The organism is Mycobacterium aquaticum, assembly GCF_002086485.1.
Lineage (GTDB): Bacteria > Actinomycetota > Actinomycetes > Mycobacteriales > Mycobacteriaceae > Mycobacterium > Mycobacterium aquaticum.
The window spans coordinates 1-18,909 of record NZ_MVHF01000020.1 but is presented as its reverse complement, the minus strand read 5'-3'; the positions used below and the strand labels follow the sequence as shown (position 1 = coordinate 18,909).

At 64.1% G+C, this 18,909-nt stretch carries 17 protein-coding genes; 2 read left to right on the top strand and 15 right to left on the bottom strand.

Annotated elements, in window-relative coordinates:
• Positions 1 to 280: 280 nt before the first annotated feature.
• The 8 genes from BST13_RS19450 to BST13_RS19415 are packed head-to-tail and all read right to left on the bottom strand — an operon-like array spanning position 281 to position 7,310.
• Positions 281 to 1,303: an amidohydrolase family protein gene (locus tag BST13_RS19450; RefSeq protein ID WP_083165737.1), complete on the bottom strand. Its 1,023-nt coding sequence runs from the start codon at positions 1,301 to 1,303 to the stop codon at positions 281 to 283.
• Positions 1,300 to 1,821 carry a 3-hydroxyanthranilate 3,4-dioxygenase gene (locus BST13_RS19445; protein WP_083165658.1) on the bottom strand — a complete coding sequence of 174 codons (522 nt, stop codon included), beginning with the start codon at positions 1,819 to 1,821 and terminating at the stop codon, positions 1,300 to 1,302. The genes BST13_RS19450 and BST13_RS19445 overlap by 4 nt, the downstream gene beginning before the upstream one ends.
• Positions 1,818 to 2,234 carry a RidA family protein gene (locus tag BST13_RS19440; RefSeq protein WP_083165657.1) on the bottom strand — a complete coding sequence of 139 codons (417 nt, stop codon included), beginning with the start codon at positions 2,232 to 2,234 and terminating at the stop codon, positions 1,818 to 1,820. Before BST13_RS19440 ends, BST13_RS19445 begins: the two co-directional genes overlap by 4 nt.
• A gap of 26 nt (positions 2,235 to 2,260) precedes the next feature.
• Positions 2,261 to 3,031: a 2-keto-4-pentenoate hydratase gene (locus BST13_RS19435; RefSeq protein ID WP_083165656.1), complete on the bottom strand. Its 771-nt coding sequence runs from the start codon at positions 3,029 to 3,031 to the stop codon at positions 2,261 to 2,263.
• A complete protein-coding gene (dmpG, locus tag BST13_RS19430) occupies positions 3,028 to 4,083 on the bottom strand; it encodes a 4-hydroxy-2-oxovalerate aldolase (protein WP_083165736.1) in 1,056 nt (351 codons plus the stop codon). The genes BST13_RS19435 and dmpG overlap by 4 nt, the downstream gene beginning before the upstream one ends.
• Positions 4,080 to 5,036, bottom strand: a complete 957-nt coding sequence (locus BST13_RS19425; RefSeq protein WP_083165655.1) for an acetaldehyde dehydrogenase (acetylating) — start codon at positions 5,034 to 5,036, stop codon at positions 4,080 to 4,082. The genes dmpG and BST13_RS19425 overlap by 4 nt, the downstream gene beginning before the upstream one ends.
• A gap of 1 nt (position 5,037) precedes the next feature.
• Positions 5,038 to 5,847 (bottom strand): 2-keto-4-pentenoate hydratase, encoded by an 810-nt coding sequence (locus tag BST13_RS19420; RefSeq protein ID WP_245839740.1) that lies wholly within the window; start codon positions 5,845 to 5,847, stop codon positions 5,038 to 5,040.
• The gene (locus BST13_RS19415; protein ID WP_083165654.1) at positions 5,844 to 7,310 is read right to left on the bottom strand and encodes a 2-hydroxymuconic semialdehyde dehydrogenase; all 1,467 of its coding nucleotides are present in this window, start codon (positions 7,308 to 7,310) and stop codon (positions 5,844 to 5,846) included. Before BST13_RS19415 ends, BST13_RS19420 begins: the two co-directional genes overlap by 4 nt.
• Positions 7,311 to 7,522: 212 nt before the next feature.
• Between BST13_RS19415 and BST13_RS19410 the strand changes: the two genes are divergently transcribed.
• A complete protein-coding gene (locus BST13_RS19410; RefSeq protein ID WP_083165734.1) occupies positions 7,523 to 8,446 on the top strand; it encodes a LysR substrate-binding domain-containing protein in 924 nt (307 codons plus the stop codon).
• Between the two features lie 47 nt (positions 8,447 to 8,493).
• Here the strand turns inward: BST13_RS19410 and BST13_RS19405 are convergent, their stop codons facing one another.
• The 7 genes from BST13_RS19405 to BST13_RS19375 form a co-directional block, all read right to left on the bottom strand.
• Positions 8,494 to 9,501, bottom strand: a complete 1,008-nt coding sequence (locus tag BST13_RS19405; protein ID WP_083165653.1) for an EamA family transporter — start codon at positions 9,499 to 9,501, stop codon at positions 8,494 to 8,496.
• Between the two features lie 189 nt (positions 9,502 to 9,690).
• Complete coding sequence (locus BST13_RS19400; RefSeq protein WP_083165733.1) at positions 9,691 to 11,082, bottom strand: FAD-dependent oxidoreductase; 1,392 nt, start codon at positions 11,080 to 11,082, stop codon at positions 9,691 to 9,693.
• A 68-nt stretch (positions 11,083 to 11,150) separates the two neighbouring features.
• On the bottom strand, positions 11,151 to 11,837 hold the full coding sequence (locus BST13_RS19395; protein WP_083165652.1) for a flavin reductase family protein: 687 nt from the start codon (positions 11,835 to 11,837) through the stop codon (positions 11,151 to 11,153).
• 38 nt (positions 11,838 to 11,875) lie between these two features.
• Positions 11,876 to 12,652, bottom strand: a complete 777-nt coding sequence (locus BST13_RS19390; RefSeq protein ID WP_083165651.1) for an SDR family NAD(P)-dependent oxidoreductase — start codon at positions 12,650 to 12,652, stop codon at positions 11,876 to 11,878.
• 35 nt (positions 12,653 to 12,687) lie between these two features.
• A complete protein-coding gene (locus BST13_RS19385) occupies positions 12,688 to 13,797 on the bottom strand; it encodes an NDMA-dependent alcohol dehydrogenase (RefSeq protein WP_083165732.1) in 1,110 nt (369 codons plus the stop codon).
• 194 nt (positions 13,798 to 13,991) lie between these two features.
• Positions 13,992 to 15,407 (bottom strand): aldehyde dehydrogenase family protein, encoded by a 1,416-nt coding sequence (locus BST13_RS19380; protein WP_083165650.1) that lies wholly within the window; start codon positions 15,405 to 15,407, stop codon positions 13,992 to 13,994.
• Between the two features lie 104 nt (positions 15,408 to 15,511).
• Complete coding sequence (locus tag BST13_RS19375; RefSeq protein WP_083165649.1) at positions 15,512 to 16,954, bottom strand: APC family permease; 1,443 nt, start codon at positions 16,952 to 16,954, stop codon at positions 15,512 to 15,514.
• 719 nt (positions 16,955 to 17,673) lie between these two features.
• On the opposite strand from BST13_RS19375, the gene BST13_RS19370 reads away from it, so the two are divergent.
• The gene (locus BST13_RS19370) at positions 17,674 to 18,342 is read left to right on the top strand and encodes a CHRD domain-containing protein (protein WP_083165648.1); all 669 of its coding nucleotides are present in this window, start codon (positions 17,674 to 17,676) and stop codon (positions 18,340 to 18,342) included.
• Positions 18,343 to 18,909: the final 567 nt, after the last annotated feature.

Here is an 18,909-nt window from a genome sequence, read left to right as displayed (position 1 = left end):
TGCACTGCGATGTCTAGGGTGCGGAGAATAGCGGAATACGAATCCCCGGCACCCAAAGCCGAGTACACCGTGGTTCGATCGGACTCCGTGAACCAGTGTGATGTCGTGTCTGCCAAAGTCCACGCAATATCACCGTGGACCGTCATCGAGGCTCTACCCCAGATTGAACTAAGCATGCATATCTTCCCAATTCGCTTGCGTGGCTGAAGCCCTGGAATTCCGGCCACCGCGCGCAGACCAAAGATTCACCTCAGGCACGCCCGTGTGGCCCGTCGAGCGATCACCCCGTCGCGGGGAGAGCGGACGGTCCGAGAAACCGGCGGGCGTTGCCGCTGGTAATCAGCGACCGGGTCGGTTCATCCAGATGCGGGCTGCTGGTGACGACATTGCCCGCCGGCCGTTCCCCGAGCGGGTAGGGGTAGTCGCTGCCCACCAGAATGTTCGCCGGGCCGAGTGTATCGACCAGTAGCCGCAGTGCCCGATCGTCGAAAACCACCGTGTCGACGTAGAACCGGTCCGTGTAGTGCGAAGGCGGGTGCAACGACGTGCCGATCACGTCACTGCGATTGTGCCAGGCGTTGTCCATACGGCCCAACCAGAACGGGAAGGACCCGCCGCCGTGCGCGAACGCGATACGGAGCCGTTCGTCGACGCGGTCGAATACACCGCCGAGGATCAACGACAAGATCGACAGGTGCGTCTCGGCAGGCATTGCGGTGAGCCACTGGGCCATCCACCGGTCCAGCCGGGGCGAGCTTGGCATGTCCCATGGGTGTACGAACACCGGCACGTCGCGATGAGCGCAGTGCTGCAGGAAGGTCACCACGCCTCCGCTGTCGAGATCGGCGTCGCCGACGTGGTTTCCGATCTCGACCCCGCGGTGCCCGTTGTCCAAGCACCGGTCCAGCTCCTTGCAGGCAAGGTCCGGGTCCTGTAGGGGCACTTGGCAGAACGGTATGAAGCGCTCGGGTGCCGGCGCCACGATGTCAAGGGCCAGGTCGTTGAAAATCTGAGCGATCTTCGCGGCGTCCGCGCCGGATCTGCCGTAGTGGAACAGTGCCGGAGTGGGTGAAACGACCTGCATTTGTACGCCGTCGGCGTCCATGTCACGCAGGCGCACCTCGGCATCCCAGCAGTTCGACTGGATGCGGCGGAACTCCTTCTGCCCCACCATCATCATCGCTTCGGACTCGCTCTCGATGCGTAGCCACGGCGCGTCCGGTCCAGCCTGGGCGGTGATGTCGGGCCAGCCGTTCGGAACATAATGCGTGTGGACATCGATGATCGCAGGTGCGCCGGTCATGCCCTGCCCTTGTGCAGCGCGCCGCAGCTGGGGCACTTGCGCGCTGCTTCGTCGTTGTAGAACTGCTCGAATACCGGGGGCAGGTCGGCCACAATGTCCCGCACCTGCAGTTCGATCTCGTGGACCGGCGCGTTGCAGGCAGCACAGAACCACATGAACTTCTCGAGAGTGCCCTCCTCGCGCACACGTTCGATGACCAGCCCGATGGACCCCTCGGTCGGCCGCTGCGGCGAATGCGGGATGTTGCGGGGCAGCAGCCAGGCCTGGCCCTCGCGGATGTGGACGTCGTGGGGCCCGTCGTCTGTCATCAGGGTGACGTAAATGTCACCTTTGAGTTGGTAGAACCACTCCTCGTAGGGGTCTAGGTGGAAGTCGGTCCGCTCGTTCGGGCCGCCGACGATCTGCACGATGAAGTCGTCGCCGAGGGCCATCGAGCGGTTGTTCACCGGGGGCTTGAGCAGGTGGGCGTGCTCGTTGATCCACCCCTGGAAGTCGACGACAGGCGGGATTGCGGTCATTGTCGGTTCTCCGTTCGCAGGTGGGTTGTCGTGCGCCGGGCGGCGACGAGCTGTATCTCGATGAGTAGGTGCGGGTGCGGGAGCTGGTGTACGGCCACCGTGGTGCGTGCCGGGCCGGCCTCGTCGAAGAACTCGGCGTAGACCTCGTTGTAGCCGCCGAAGTCGTTCATGTTCACCAGAAATGTGGTGACCTGCACAGCGTCGGTGAGGTCCGCGCCGACCTCACCGAGGATCGAGCGGATGTTCTCGATCACCGCGCGGGTCTGAGCGCGGATGTCGAGGTTGGTGGTGCCGAATTCATCCACTTGGACGCCGGCGAAGGTGTTGTCAGGACGCCGAGAGCTGGTGCCGGAGACGAAGATCAGGTCACCGGCGATCTTCACATGCGGGAATCTCCCCCGCGGCGTGGCCATCCCGTCGATGACCCTGCCGACTTCTGTCACGGCCTGACTCCCTTCACAGTGACCGTTCCGAGGCCCGCGACCTCGCAGTGGGCGACGTCGCCGGTGAAGGGCAGAGCGGCGGTCGCGGCCCCGGCGAGGATGACGTCCCCGGCGTGCAGAGCGATCCCTCGCTGCCGGCACACGCGCCCCAGCGCATGCAGCGCGCGAACCGGATCGCCCAGGATCGCCGACGTAGAGCCGACCGCCTCAGCGCCTCCAACAGTGAGGCGAACCGCTCGGTTGTCCACGGGCTGCAGCGGTTTCCAGGCCCCGACGGCGAAGGCAGCCGCAGAGGTGTTGTCGGCCACGACGTCGGTATAGGTGAACCTGAAGTCGCGGAAGCGCGAGTCGATTATCTCCACCGCCGGCGCCACAGCGTGGACGCAGTCAGCGATATCCGCGGTCTCGTCAGTCCCGTCGAAGTCGGGACCGAGGCGGTAGGCCACCTCGGGTTCGATCTTCGGGTGGATGAAGCGGCGCAGGTCCACGTCGCCACCCTCTGCGACCCGCATAGCGTCGGTGAGGCGGCCGACGATCACCTCGGAGACCCCCATCTGGGCCATCTTCGCCTTGCTGGTGAACCCGAGTTTGACGCCGATAACCTTCTCTCCGCGGCGCTTGCGCAGGTCGATGAGGAGGGCCTGGATCGCGTAAGCGTCGGCCACGTCCAGTTCGACGTCGTCGGCCAGGCTCGGCGTGTCGGACCCGCTGACCTGCGCATGGTCGAGACGCCGAGCGAGCGATTCGAATGCCGGTAGATCGATCATCGGACGGATACCGCCTCACGAGTCGACTCCTGCGTCTGTTCCTGCAGATCCAAGGCGATATCGATGATCATGTCTTCCTGGCCGCCGACCAATCCGCGGCGACCGACCTCGATCAGGATGCTGCGGGTGTCGAGCCCGAACCGCCGCGCCGCCCGCTGTGCGTGCAACAAAAAGCTGGAATACACCCCCGCGTAGCCGAGTGTCAGCGTCTCCCGGTCGACCTCCACCGGCCCGGTACGCAGTGGACGGATCACATCGTCGGCAGCGTCTTGCAACGCGAACAGGTCGCAGCCATGCTTCCACCCGCTGAGCTCTGCCACCGCGACGAACGCTTCAGCGGGGCAGTTGCCGGCACCGGCACCCTGCCCGGCAAGCGCGACATCGACCCGATACGCCCCGTGCTCAACGGCGGTCACGCTGTTGGCCACCGAGAGAGACAGGTTCTCGTGTGCATGGATCCCGATCTGTGTAGCGGGGTCCAGCACGCAGCGATAGGCGTCGATGCGCTCGGCGACGTCGCGCATCCGCAGCCGACCGCCTGAGTCGGTCACGTAGACGCAGTGCGCGCCGTAGCTCTCCATCAGCGCGGCCTGCCGGGCCAGCGCCGTAGGACCGCTCATATGGCTCATCATCAGAAATCCTGAGACGTCCATGCCCTGCTCGCGTGCCCAAGCGATGTGCTGGGCCGAGATGTCGGCCTCCGTGCAGTGGGTGGCCACGCGAACGCTGGTGATCCCGAGATCGCGCGCGCGGCGCAGGTCCGCGATCGTGCCGATCCCCGGCAACACCAGGGTGGTCAGCACCGCATTGCGTACCGAATCCGCCGCAGCGGTGATCCACTGGGCGTCGGTGTGAGCGCCGAATCCATAAGTGGCGCTGGATCCTCCGAGCCCGTCACCATGCGCGATCTCGATCGCGGTGATACCTGCGGCGTCAAGGGCCGACACGATCTTGCGCACCTGCCCGACGGTGTACGAGTGGTTCATCGCGTGCATTCCGTCACGCAGCGTCACGTCCTGCACGTAGACGCGCTTCGCGCCGTCGACTGTCATCGGCGGTCCCATCCTCTCAGTTCTGCGATCCGCTCCCCCGTGCGCAGGGCAGAGGAGGTCATGATGTCGAGGTTGCCCGCGTAGTCCGGCAGGTAGTGCGCTGCCCCGCGAACCTGTAGTAGTACGACGACTTTGGTTCCCGTCATGCGCCGTCCCAACGCCGGGATCATGACGTCGACGAACCGCTCGAACTGGACGTCGTGCTTGAGCTGGTAGCCGGGAACGTACTCGGCCACCGCTGCGGCCATCTGCGTCACCGACGCGGTGATCGCGTTGGTCTCAGCGACGGTCAGCTGACCCTCGATGAGGCAGAACACCGTGTCACGCATGACGATCGGCGGGTCTGCCGGGTTCAGGACGATGATCGCCTTGCCGCGCTTGGCGCCTCCGACGTGACAGATGGCCGCCGTGGTGGTCTCGGTGAACTCGTCGATGTTGGCGCGGGTGCCGGGCCCCGCCGAGCGGCTGGAGATCGACGCGACAATCTCGGCGTAGGCGACGGAGGCCACCCTTGAGACCGCCGCGACGATCGGTATCGTCGCCTGGCCGCCGCAGGTAACCATATTCACATTGTCGTTGTCGCTCAACGCATCCAGATTGACCGGCGGCACAACGTAAGGGCCGATGGCCGCGGGCGTGAGGTCGATCATCACCTTGCCGTGTTCGGCGGCGATCGCAGCGTGACGCTGGTGCGCCTTCGCGGAGGTGGCGTCGAAAATACAGCGGACTCCCTCGAATTCAGGCATCTGCAGCAGGCCGTCAATCCCCTCTGCCGTGGTCGGGACGTTCAGCCGCTTCGCCCTGGCCAGCCCGTCAGAGTCGGCGTCGATCCCGACCATGGCCGCCATCTGCAAGGTCGATGACAGCCGCAAGATCTTGATCATCAGGTCGGTGCCAATGTTCCCTGACCCGAGGACCGCCACCGGCACCGTGGCGGATTCCTTGTCGCCCATGTCAATCCCTCTCGATCGTGGCTTCGACATCACCAAGCCCGTCCAGGCGCAGCCGGAAGCGGCCCGCTCCGTCCAGCCCCACCATCGGTCCCAGCGCACCGGACATCACGGTGTCCCCGGCGCGTAGCGGGTTGCCGCGCCTACACATCTCGCGCGCCAGCCAGGCGACCGCAGCGACCGGTGACCCGAGGCAGGCATGCCCGGCGCCGTGCGTGACCGGCTCCCCGTCGCGTTCGAGCACCATGCCGATCCGCGAAAGGTCGAGCCCGACCAGCCTGTGAGCGGTGGTGCCGAGCACCACCGCGCCGGCCGAGGCGTTATCGGCGACCGTATCGACGATGGTCAGGTCCCAACCGGCGATCCGCGTGTCGACGATCTCGATGGCGGGCAACACGAAATCGGTGGCGCGCAGCACATCTACGACGGAAGCACCCGGGTGGTCGATATCGCGGCCGAGTACGAACGCGATCTCTCCCTCGACACGTGGCTGCAGGAAGCGGCTCCACGGGACCGGCTGGCGGTGGCAGAACACCATGTCGTCGAACAGCACACCGAAGTCAGGCTCGAAAACGCCGAATTGACGCTGGACGGCCGGCGCGGTCAGCCCGATCTTGGCGCCTATGATCCGGGCCCCCTCGGCGATCCGTTCCGAGGCGATCAGCCGTTGCACACCGTAGGCCGATTCAACATCAGTGGTGCCCAGAAGATCCCGCACCGGTGCACAGGGTGTCCTCATGCTCGCGGCGGCGCGCAAACGCTTGGTGACCGCGACGATGGCCGCCTGCGAAGCCGCGACTTCCGTGGCGGTCACAGCTGCACGCACACATTGGTCGGCTCGGTGTAGAAGTGCAGCGACGATGCCCCGCCTTCGCGCCCGAGACCTGACAAACCCATGCCGCCGAACGGCGAGCGCAGATCCCTCAGGAACCAGGTGTTCACCCACGACATACCCACATCCATCGCCTGCGCAACGCGATGCCCGCGACGCAGATCGTTGGTCCAGACCGAGGCAGCCAGCCCGTAATCGGTGTCGTTGGCCAAGGCGATCGCCTCGTTCTCGTCGTCGAACGGGATCAACGCTGCCACCGGGCCGAAGATCTCCTCACGCACGGCCGCGGCGTCGTTGGTCAGACCGGTCCACAAAGTCGGCTCGATCCATGACCCGCCGTCCAACTCCGCGCCGACCTCCGGCACGCCCCCACCAACCAACACTTCCGCACCTGCGTCCTGCGCCAGATCGAAGTAACGCAGAACCTTTTCACGGTGGGCCGCGGAGATCAGCGGGCCGGTGGTGGTCGCCTCGTCAATGGGGCGGCCCAGCGTCAAGCCCAACGCGCGTTTGGTCAGCCCGGCGGCGACGGCGTCGAATATGCCACGTTGCACGTAGACCCGCTCAGTGCACAGGCACACCTGGCCGGTGTTGGTGAAGATCGAACGCGTCAGCCCGTTCAGGGTCTCTTCGAGGTCGGCGTCGTCGAACACCACTGCCGCGTTCTTCCCACCGAGTTCGAAGGAGACCGCACGCACGCGCGGCGCCACGGCCCCCATCACCCGCGACCCGGTAGCCGAAGATCCGGTGAACGTCACGCCCGCGACACCCGGGTGACGGGTGAGCAACTCGCCCACCTCGCCGCGGCCGTGCACCACGTTGAAAACGCCTGGCGGCAAACCGACCTCCGCCAGGACCTCAGCAAGAAGCGTTGCGGTGGAAGGCGTCTCCTCGCTCGGCTTCACGACCACGGCGTTCCCGCACGCCAACGCCGGTGCCACCTTCCACGTGAGAAGGAGCAACGGAAGGTTCCACGGCACGATGATTGCGACCACCCCGAGTGGCTTGCGGACGGCGTAGTTCAGTGCGCGCCTGCCATCGCCGATCTCAGTGATGAACGACTCCTGGCCTGCTGCGGCCACAGTGTCGGCGAAGCTGCGGAAGTTCTGCGGGGCGCGGCGGACATCCAGCGTCCGGGCCTGCGTAATCGGTTTGCCGGTGTCACCGATCTCTGCGGCGACGAACTCGTCGAAGCGTTCCTCGATGCGATCCGCCGCACGGCGCAGCAGCGCGGTCCGCTCTGCAACAGGGGTATTTGCCCACGCGGTGACGGCCCGCCGGCCTGCTGTGACCGCGCGGTCCACCAGCGTCGCGTCGGCGGTGTGAACGCGGCCGACCGACGCTCCGGTCGCAGGATCGATGTTGTCATACCACGCGTTTTCGTCGGGTTCGATGAACACGCCATCGACGAAATTGCGAACCCATACCCGGGCCGTTTCTGCCATGTGGTCATGATCAAGCCGCGCGACCGGGCCTGACAAATGCTAAATCGCGGTTGGCATATGTTGTTTCAGGCATTGCCGCCGCTATTGCGGCCGGCGGACCGGCGTCGCGCGGCCCGATCCGAGATATGCATGTACTCAAGAGATCAGGGCTTCTATCATGCGTCGATGAGCATAGGTGCGAACAAGCGCGTGGCAACAAGGAAACCTGGATGGTGAACCTGCCGAAACTTCTGGACGGTAGGTTGAAGATCCGTCATCTGGTGCTTCTCGATGCGCTGACACGGCAGGGCTCGGTGATCGGTGCTGCCGCCGAGCTACACATCACGCAGCCGGTGGCCACCAGAGGGCTGCAGGATGTCGAGGAGATCCTCGGCGTGTCGCTCTACGACCGCGGCCCCCGCGGGATCACACCCACGATCTTCGGCCAGGCCATCACCGAACACGCCCGCGCCGTCCTGGCGCAGTTGAATCAGGCCGGCCGCCACATAGTCGAGCTCGCCGACGCTGAACGTGGCACCGTGGTCGTGGGAACACACCTCGCAGGATCCAGTGTCCTGCTACCAGTGGCGATCGCGCGGCTCAAGAACGAGCGACCGTCGCTCACGGTCATTGTGCGCGAGGGCACGCCGGCCGCGCTGCTCGCCGAACTCGAGGGTGGGCGGGTAGATGTGATCGTGGGTCGGCTCACGTCGCCGACAACGGAATTCCTCTCGCGCACACCGCTGTACAGCGAGACCGTCCGCATCTTCAGCAATTCGCAACATCCTCTGGCAAAAGTGACCACCGTCAACCTGCGCGAGCTGATCAGTTACCCGTGGATCCTTCCCGGAAGCGAAACGATCCTGCGCCGTGAACTGGAAGAGTTCTTCGCGCGTCACGACCTCGAACTGCCGCAGAACCGCATCGAAGCCACGTCATTTCTCACGATCCGCAAACTCCTGATGGTGGGCAACTTCGTCGCGGCGCTGCCCAGCCTCATCGCAGCCGATGCCAGGAATCTCCAACCGCTGGCCGTACCCCTGGACAACATTGGGCACAGCATCGGTATCACAACGGCCAGCACTCGGGCGTTGAGCCCTTCCGCCGTGGCGTTGATCGACAGCCTCAAACTGACTGCGAAATTTCTCGAACATTGATCGGCGCCGGCTTGTGCGGGCACCTCGACTTTTCCGGCCGCGGGACCTCAACTACTGCCGAGCCCACACTTCTGCGTGTCCTCGCAGCCCACGGAATCTGTTTTCACCGGATCCGTACCGGCATCCGAAACAGCCCGGGTTCCTCTCTGTGCCAATAACACACCGGCGATAACCGCGGTGCAGCCGAGCACCGCTACCGCTGCCATGGACTCGGAGAACCAGAGCCAGCCGATCGCGAATCCCGCCGCGGGCTCCAGCATGTGCAGGTTGCTGACAACCGTGGCTGAGAGTCGACGCATCGAAACCAGCACCATGACGTACGGCACCACGGTGCCCACGATCACGAAGCATGCCAGCGCAACCCACAAAGGGGTATGAATATCGTCGAGTCTTCCCTGGTATGACACATCCGCCCCGAGTCGGTTCACAAGCTGCCACGGCGGAGCGACGACGGCGAGCCCGACGGCTCCGGCCAAAAATGACCAGATGAGAAGGCGCAGTGTGGCTGTGGTGCGTGCAGCGATCTCACCGACGATGAAATACGTTGCGAAACAACTAGCCGAGGCTATCGCGGCGACCAGTCCCAACGGGTCCGCAGTGAGGCCGTTCCAGATCTGCGTGATCGCAGCCAAACCCAGGAGTGAAAGCCCCAGGCCGAGCCATACTCCTCTCGGCAGTCTGATGCGCTGTACATACCGGACCCACAGTGCCACTCCGAGTGGTGCCATGTACTGCACCGCCAGCGCCAAACCAAGCGTGAGCCGATCCACGGCGATGAGAAACAGAGTTTGCAGAGCCGCTACACCAATAACCCCGTGGACCGCGACTATCGCGACGAGGCGACCTCGTGGAGGGCGCAACGAGCTTGGGGATGTCAATGCCGCCCACCCGGCCAACAGCGCCACAGTGATCGTCAATCGGAACGAAATGAGGGTAGTTGGTTGAATTTCCGACCGCAGCAGGACCCTGCTCAGGCCACTGTTCAGCGCGAACAGCAAGGTTGCCGATATTACCAATGCGATCGCGACGGGCTTTGCCCCACGCGGATGTGTCATCTCGGCGGCCTCATGCGTGAGCCCGCCGAGATGGTCCGCGGGGCGGGCAGAAGCCGATAGCGTCGCACCCGGTCATCCGCCGGCTCGGTGGCTCAGATTCTCCACACCTGGTATGACTGCGAATCGTCATGTCGATTCCCCAATATTGTTGGAAATCACATACTCTCACTCAGGTATCCAGACCCACTGCTACCGGCTGCGCCGTGCAGCCTCCCGACCTGCCGTCCGTCCGAACAGGACACCCATGCCGAGCGAAGCGCCTGTCATCGGTGTCTTGCCGTGGAACGCGCCCGCGACTTCGCCTGCGGCGTACAGACCCTCGATAACCTCTCCATCGATGTCGAGCACCTCGGCTTTGGGGGTTGTCGTCAACCCACACATGGTGGAGGTCATCATTGTCTTGGCCGGGTAGGCGTAGAACGGCGGTTCGGTGATCTGCAGGCGCTCGCCGACGTGGTTGCACAACGAGTCTCGGCCGAATTCGTCTACCTGGCCGCGACGCACGTTCTCGTTGTAGCGCTCGATCGTCTTGACCAGCTCGGGTCCGTCGATCCCTGCCGCAGCGGCCAGCTCCTCGACGGTATCAGCGATGAACAGTCGTCCCTTGTCCTCCAGGAAGTCGATATCGCTCAGCGCGACCCCGGGGACCGACTTGGCGCGCACCTGGGCATCGAACACCTGGAAGCCCAAGCCTTCGGCCTGGCGGAGGCACACGTCACCAATCACCTTGTACGACAGGGACTCGTCGACGAATCGCTGACCGCCGACGCTGACGATGATGCCGCCCATGTAGAACGAACACAGGAGCTCGCTCTCTTCCGGGCCGGTCTCGGGATGCGAGCCGTAGGTGCCGGTGACATACCCCATGCCCCGGAATCCGGCGCCCAGCCGCCACGCCATCTTCAGTCCGTCCCCAGTGTTCCCGAGACCGCCGTACGGCAGCGCGCCGGCTTGAGCCGGGACGAACGTCTCGAGCAACTCCTGCGAACGGCTGAACCCGCCCGTCGCGATCACCACGCCACCGCGGACATCGAACTGTGCTCTCCCTTCCGGAGTCTCCGCCACCACCACGGCGACGCGAGATCCGGCACGCTCGAGGCGAACCGCGCGGTGCTGCGACAGGATCGGTCCTCGGCCGGTGTCGAGGAATGCGGTACGGAAGGTGTCGAGCAGCTCCCGAATACGCGTGTGGTGGCTACGGGCAACGCTCTGGCCCGCGCCGGCCTTGACCGCGTCGAACGTGATGCCTTTCGCCTTCATCCACTGCCGCACATCGGCCTGGCCAGAGGCATACGCTTGAACCAGCCGCACGTCGTTCCGAGCTCCGCCGGCGTCGATCAAGTCCTGCTGCAGGCGCTGTGGCGAATCGCTGATCCCCATCTCTCGCTGCTCGTCGGTATCGGCGAATGCGAAGAGACCGCCACTCATCGCTGTGCTGCCGCCCAGCAGTGGCTGCTTCTCCAAGAGCACCGTTTCGGCGCCGCTCTCGGCAGCGGACAGCGCAGCAGCCAGACCCGCTATCCCGCCGCCGATCACCACGACGTCAAAGGTGTTGCGGTTGCGGGTGGCATCGTCATTCATGGGTAGTTCCTTGTCTGTCTCGATGTGAAACATCTTGTCCTGCTTGCATCCTGATGCGAAACGGGGACCTACCGTCTTTCGCTCGGGGCATGGTCTGCCATGACGCCCGCATACCCTGGCGGGGTGGGCCGAAGGCTGGACATCAGATCGTCGACCTCAGATCCGAGTTTGACCGTCGTGCGCTCGAAAGACGGGGTGAACGCCAGACCGTAAGGGCCGCCGCAGTACGTCAGCGGGCGGGCCGCCTCCCAGACGAGTTTGCCATCAGCATCGATCACATCCGACCAGCAGGATGCGGCCACCACCTCACCGACAACGGTGAGCCGGTCGCGCCACTGCATGTTCCACAGGACCCGGCATTCGAAGTGGCGGTTGTACTCGGCGATGCGCGGAGGCTTGACGATCCGGCTGTCCATGGCGGTGAGGCCGGCGTAGTCCAACTCGTTCTTCCCTGGCGCGAGGTCTGCGCCGGTCAGGCACATCGAGCGCAGCTCCTCCGGGTTGAACGACGGGATGTTGACGACGAATTCGCCAGTGGCAGAGACGTTGTAGGTAGTGTCCCTGCCGAGCCCGATGGTGAAGGTGATCGCGACCGGGTCGTGGGAGATGCGCACGACCGCGCCCAGCGCCGCGGCGTTGACGTTCCCGTCCAGGTCGACTGTGGTCACGACGGCGGGCGTCGAGCTGAGTGCATACATACTGTCCCAGTACGCGGCGTCGATGTCCACGAACGTCCGTGGTGTTGTGCTTGTCATCTCGGCTCCCTTTTTGTTCTTCGCGAAACTCTCTCGGGTCAGATGTGTTTGACGCTGCCGCCGTTCACGGGCAGATCGGCTCCCGTGATGTAGGAGGCCTCATCGGAGACCAGGAAAGCGATCGTGTTGGCCACGTCCTCGGCAGTACCCGGCCGGCCCAGTGTGATCCGACGCTCCTCCCGGACGTACCGATCGATCGCGCTCTCGACATCCCCACCGAGGCGGTGCGCGAGCTGCTCGGAGAACCCGCCGGGCTTGTCCCACAGCGGTGTTCGGATCGACCCCGGGGATACCGAATTCACCCGGATCCCGTCTGCGCCGAGCTCTTCGGCCAAACCGCGCGTGATCGCCAGCAGGGCCGCCTTGGTCGCCGCATAGTCGACGAAGTATGGGTCCACTACACGCGCTGTCGAGGAACAGGTCATGACGATCGAGCCGCTGCCGGACTTCCGCAGCAGCGGAATGCCTGCCCGCGTCACGCGAACCGCGCTCATCACATTGACGTTCCAGAGCAGCAACCAGTCGTCGTCGGTAATCGCTTCGAAACCGTCACGCGTCGGTGCAATACCGACGTTGTTCACAATCACGTCGAGCCGGCCACGCTCGTCCCGCACCCGGTCTACTAGTGTCGAGCATCCGTCAGCGGTCGAGAGGTCGGCGACGACGCCGGTAACGGCGTCCAGGGCCTCGGGGAACGGTGTGAGATCGCCCGACACAACGTGGGCTCCGAGGGAGACCAGCTTGCGCACCGTCGCCAGTCCGATACCCGACGATCCCCCGGTAACAAGTGCTATCTGCCCAGTCAGGTCGGTCATATTCAGGTCTCCTAATAGTGGTGATGGCAGGGGTTTCAGTGCTCGATGTCGAGAAGGCCACGAATATTCCTACCGCCCAACATGTCGTCGTAGCCGTCGTTGATGTTGTCCAGCGGATACCGGTTGGTGATCAGCTCGTCGAGCTTCAGGTGGCCCTGCTGGTACAGCTCGATGAACTTGGGAATGGCCAAATAGGGGTTGCTGGATCCGAAAAGGCTTCCGACGATTCGCTTCTCGTAGAGCGTCAATTCGAGCATGGGAACCTGCAGCTCGACCGACGGATTGCATACCGCGGTAATCACGACCGTGCCGCCCTTGCGCACGACGCCGAAGGCTTCCGAGGCGATCTGCGTGGTGGCAATGCCGATCGTGACGATCGCTATATCCGCACCCTGTCCCCGGGTCGAGGACATCACGAACTCGTGTGCTTCGGCCGCGTTCTCAAAAACATGCGTGGCGCCCAACTTCAGCGCCATGTCCCGCTTGAACGCGACCGGATCCACCGCCACGACAACACCCGCGCCCGCGAACGCAGCGCCCTGGACGGCGTTGATGCCGATGCCGCCGATGCCGAAGACGACCACGAAGTCGCCCGGCCGAGTATCCGCCGCGTTGACCGCCGACCCCCAACCGGTCGGGACTCCACAGGCCGTCAGCGCGGCTACGTCCATCGGCACGTCATCTGCGATGGGGATGACGCAGGCCTGCGGGACGACGTTGTACTGCGAGAACGCACCGACCACATCGATCGAGCCCATACTCACTCCGCGCCCATGCAGCCGCTGCGTCCCGTCAAGCATCGTGCCTGCAAGGATGAAAGCCCCGTTGTCGCACAGGTTGTTCTTTCCCATATGGCAGAACCGACAGTGCCCGCACCCCGGCATCCAGGATGTGACGAAGTGGTCGCCGGGTTTGACCCGCGTGACGCCGGAGCCGACCTCGACGACTACGCCGCTGCCTTCATGACCCCCGACGATCGGGAGCGGGGTCGGCAGGTCGCCGTGCCGCAGATGCTCGTCGGAGTGGCACAAGCCAGCATGGTGGTATTCGACCAGGACCTCGCCGGCTTTCGGAGGGTCGAGTTCCAGCTCGGTTATCTCAAAATTGCCGGGACTCTCCCACAGCACTGCGGATTTCGTCTTCACGTTGGTGAATGCCCTTTCCATATACGCCGTAGGATCCTGTCCGGGAACGGAGTTCGACTAGCTGTTCCGAGTTCCATTTCCACCCAAGGACATCCGGTGTTCCTTTGCTGAATCCGTACTATCCCAACTGTTTCGCCAGCCGTTCGAAGCCTGCCCACAAATCCCCGCATCCCGAGATGCATGAATTCTCAACGTCACTCTTCGAGACTGATCCCGACGTGCTTTGTGCCCGTAAACTCATCAAGACTGGCGCCGAACTCTCGGCCGTACCCTGAGGCTTTGAAGCCACCGAAGGGCAGCTCCGTGGCGACCGCCGCGTGGGTGTTCACCCAGACGCTGCCTGCCTTGATACCCCGGGCCACTCTCAGTCCGCGAGCGCCATCGTGGGTCCACACCGATGCACCGAGTCCGAACCGATTCGCGTTCGCGCGCCGGACGACCTCGTCCTCGTCGCGGAACGTCTCCACCGTCTGGACCGGACCGAAGATCTCCTCCCGAGCCATCTCGTCGCCCTCGCGCAGGCCCGTGACGATCGTGGGTTCCAGGAAGAAGCCGGTGAGCCCTGCCGGCCGGCCTCCGCCGGTCACGATCTCCACGTGCGGCTCCCGCCGGTTCAAGAAGCCTTCGACATTCTCTCGTTGCCGCGCCGAAATGAGCGGTCCGAGTGTCGTCTCCGGCGACCGCGCGTCCCCGACGATCAACGCCTGAGCACGCTTGGTCAAGTGCTGCACGAGTTCGTCGCGCGCACTCTCCTCAACCAGGACCCGCGTCGCGGCGATGCAGTTCTGACCCGCGCTGTAGAACCCCAGGCCGGAGATCGTCTCGGCGATCCTCTCCATGTTCGAGTCGGCGAACACCACCACGGGCGACTTGCCACCAAGCTCCAGGACGGTCTTCTTCAACGTCCGCGCCGCCATTTCGGCGATCCTCTTGCCGGTGTCCACCGAGCCGGTGAAGGCGACCGCGTCGATTCCCGGATGCTCAAGCAGCGCCTCTCCAGTTGGTTGCCCGCCCAGCACCACGTTGAGCACACCTGGCGGCAAGATGTCAGCCGCCAACTCGGCCAGGCGCACCGCAGTCATCGGGGTGTTGGGTGCTGGTTTCAGCACGACAGTGTTGCCGGTGGCAAGCGCTGGGGCCAGCTTGGTCAGTGCCAGCAGAAGAGGGTCATTCCACGGCGCGATGCAGCACACCACACCCAGCGGTTCTCTCCGAACCATCGAGGTGCACCCGCTGATGTACTCGCCGGCAGCCGGAGCTTCGACGACGCGCGCTGCGCCGGCGGTGTACCGAATCACGTCCACTCCCCAGGCCAGATCGTCGGCGTACGGGGTGATCGGCAACCCCGCGTTCGCGACTTCGAGGTCGAGCAGGTGACCCAGGTCGTTCTCCACCGCCTGGGCGAGCTCCAGCAACGCCGCCGCGCGATACCCCGGCGTCTGGTCGCCCCAGGTCGCAGACGCACCCCGTGCCGCCCGTACCGCGGCATCCACCACGTCAGGTGAAGCCAGCGGAGCGTGGGTGATGGTCTCCGCCGTCGAAGGGTTGACTATCTCGAACAGGTTCTCGCCACCGAGCATCTTGCCGTTCACAAAGTGCTGTAACTGCATCTGCTTTAGTCCTTCGGTTTCGGTTGTCGTGCCACCCCGGCAGACCGGCGACGTTGCCGATCCCCACGGTGTCGGGTTGTTGCCCCGGGCGTCAGGTCCGCGGGTCACTTGTCCTTCGCAAGAACACCTGCTTCCGCCGGCAGCACCTCGCCGACAACGGACTCCGGATCCGACTGCAGGGACCTCTGAATCCGCTGCGCTTTCGTACGGTCGCTGAGCACCGCGAGAGCCAGGCCGACACCGCACCACAACAGACCCCAGGTCGCCGGTCCGGTCCAGATGCTCTCCTGCGCACGCAGATTCGCCAGCAGTACGAGCACCACACCGACACCGCCGAGCGTGAGCAGCCCGAACATGCCCACCGCGGGAGCGGTACGGAACTCAACGAAGGACTGCCGGATGGCGGCTACCTGCACGGTCAGGTAACTGACGAGCAACGCGACCGACCCGATCGAGGCGAAGAAGATGTAGGCATCGATCGCGTCGTTGCCCGTTCCCACGTTGGTGAATCCCGTCGCGAACCCGGCGGTGTTGAACACCGCACACAGAACAACGACAGTCATGATGGCAGTTACCGGGGTGCCCATCCTGACGTTGGTCTTGGCCAGAACCCTCGGACCGACACCGTCGCGTGCCAGGGCGAAAATGATCCTTCCGGCGGCCGAGGCAAGAGCGAGGTTTCCGGCGAATGCGGAGACACAGACAGTCACGACGATCGCGATGCTGAATCCTCTGCCGAGGTAGTGGGTGCCGAGATCGCCCAACGTGCTGCCTGAACTTTCAATGGCTTTGAGACCGGATGCGTCGGTGCCGAACCCGCACACCTGCGCGATCATCACGACGAAGTAGAGCAAGCCCACTAGAGCGACGACGCCGACCAAAGCGAGGGGGATGTTCCGCTTCGGGTTGGCGGTCTCCTCCCCCAATGCCGCTCCCGCTTCGAATCCCGCCCATGCGAGGAACCCGATCACCCCCGCCGCGAGCAGTGCGGAGGAGGCCACACCGCCCAGATCCAGCGTCGATGACACATCAAGCCCCGTCGACGTGGAGCCACCCGATGCGAATATCGAGACCGTCAGCACGAGCGCCAGTGCGACCCCGACCAGCTCGCTGATCAGCAGCACCCGGGCAACGGTCGAGGTGCCGGCGAACACGAGGGTCGCGGCGACGGCGTCGCACACCAACGCCGGTATGATCCACGGCAACTGGAACGGCCGGTCGGATCCTTGAATTTGCTGGAGCAGAGAGTTGAACGTGGCCGCGAAAATCCCCCCGCAGCACGTCGCGAGCGAGATGTAAGCGCCGAGAATCGCGATGCCGCTGAACATGCCGCTGCGCGGTCCGATCGCTTTGCCCACCAGCCCGTAGACACTCCCCATGTGAGCCGTGCGTCGTGACAGGATTGCGAAGCCGAGAGCGATGAGGAGGACGCCGCCTGCCGCGCAGGCGAACGCCATCGGAACAGCTGCGCCGACGTAGCCGACCATTGCCTGTGCATTCGCCGACAGGGCCATCATGGGGCCGACGGAGGCCAGTGACAACCCCATGACTTCCCACAGACGCAGGTTCCGGGATCGTGAGTGCGAGGTGGTTACATGCGCGTCGTCGGGCACGTCTGGCTCCTGAGTTTTATTGTGGCGCTTAGGGACGTCCCTGTCATCGAAACGGGGCAGCTGTTTGAACCCTGCCGAACCATTTCCGGTCTGTCCAATGCCTAATCACGGAATCGATATCCTGAATTGGGCATGAGTTCAGCGGGTTACAGATTCTCCACCTACGCCACCTCGTAGGTTCGGCAAGCGATGACGCGGTCGATGGTCCTGCGATGGTCGAAGCTCCGACAGCAATGAGTCGGCGCCCGGCCGGTAGATCGCGAAGCGGGTCGATTTTCGACAGTCGAGGTGACTTATCGCTGCGTCGTCAGAAACAAGAATGCGGCATTCCGTCCCTCGGATCGGCACGCGCTTTGTACGCTTGAGCAGCTCGAACAGTCCATTGTGATCGTGCCGCCACCATCGAGAGGTACACGAGCATGGGTACATGCGCGGGATTGAAGGCACAGATTTTCGTCGCGACTGCTTTCCTAGCCGCCGTCGCCACGGGATGCGGGTCGAACTCGACGTCTTCAAGCACGACTTCGCCGACCGCGAGCCCCACCGGACAGGCTACGACCGCGGCGGCGTCCGGTTCAGGGCAGATCATCGTCCCCCTCGGTAACGAACCGTCCGGAACGGTCAACCTCAGTTGGGATCCTGGAACAAAGCTCGTGACCGCCAAATTGCAGATGTCCGGCTTCACGCCGGGCAGTAGCCACGCCATGCATATTCACGACGGCAGTTGCGCAAAGCAGGGCGAGGTCTTGATCCCCTTCGGCAACGTCACCGCCGACGACAAGGGCGTCATCAACACCGCGGTCCAGAGCACGCAGCCCGCTGACAAGGGGCTGACTGCAGGCACTCTCCTCAACATTCACCTTGCATCGGTCGAGGACATGGGAGACCCCGGTTCCCCCAGTTACATGCCGATCTCATGCGCCGACGTCGACCCGGCAATGTCGTCCACGCTGCAGATGGCACCGCTGCCCCAGTTCGGCGATCACCCGCAGAGTCAGGCAATTCTGCAGTACGACCCTGCAGCGAAGACACTCACCGTGCCGGTCCGGACCACCGGACTGGTGCCTGGCAGTGCCCACGCGGTGCACATCCACCTCGGATCGTGCAGCTCGCAGGGACCAGTGAAGTATCACCTCAACGACCTGGTCGCATCCAAAGATGGGGTCGCCGAGTCAACCACGATCATCGACAACGTCACCGAGGCACCGCCGGCTTCGGGCTGGTATGTCAACGTGCACTTGGGATCTCATGACGAGATCGAGAAGGACGGCAAGCCGACGATGTTCTTTGCACCGATCCTGTGCGGAAACATAACCTCGTAGTCCGGACCTCGCCGTCTCGGGCGCGACATCGCCGAGCCGAGCGATAGTGAGCTCATCGACTCATCCGAGATCATTTGTGGTACAAGAACTTTGACCGGATCGAAGGCGGCGGTCGGTGTGCCACAGCGCCTGAGTAAGCTTCCGCCGGGGCTCTTCTGATCTTGTCGCTCATCCTGCAGAGCCTTAGCCCGCACCGCCGTTTCAAAGCGGAGTCCGCGGATCGGCATGTTTGGAATCATGTCGATTTTTGGCGGTATCACGGACGTCCGTTTCCGCTAACTTCTAGCGGTCGTCGCACTGCGGAAGGAACGTCATTGATGAGCAAACACACCGGCAGGTGCTGTTGAGGCGTGGCATGGCCAGCGGATCAGAAGTCCGGTCCGTCCATGATGCTCTGCCCGTCCATAGCTCGACGCGACATCTTGTCGTTCCCCGGATTTCAACCACGAGAGGCGCATAAACCCGCATGTTGAATCGTTTCGCCACCCTGGCTGCTGTGTGCATGTTGGCCCCGGTAGCGGTGACGCCCCTCGCGTCGGCCGACCCGCCGCCACCACCACCGGACCC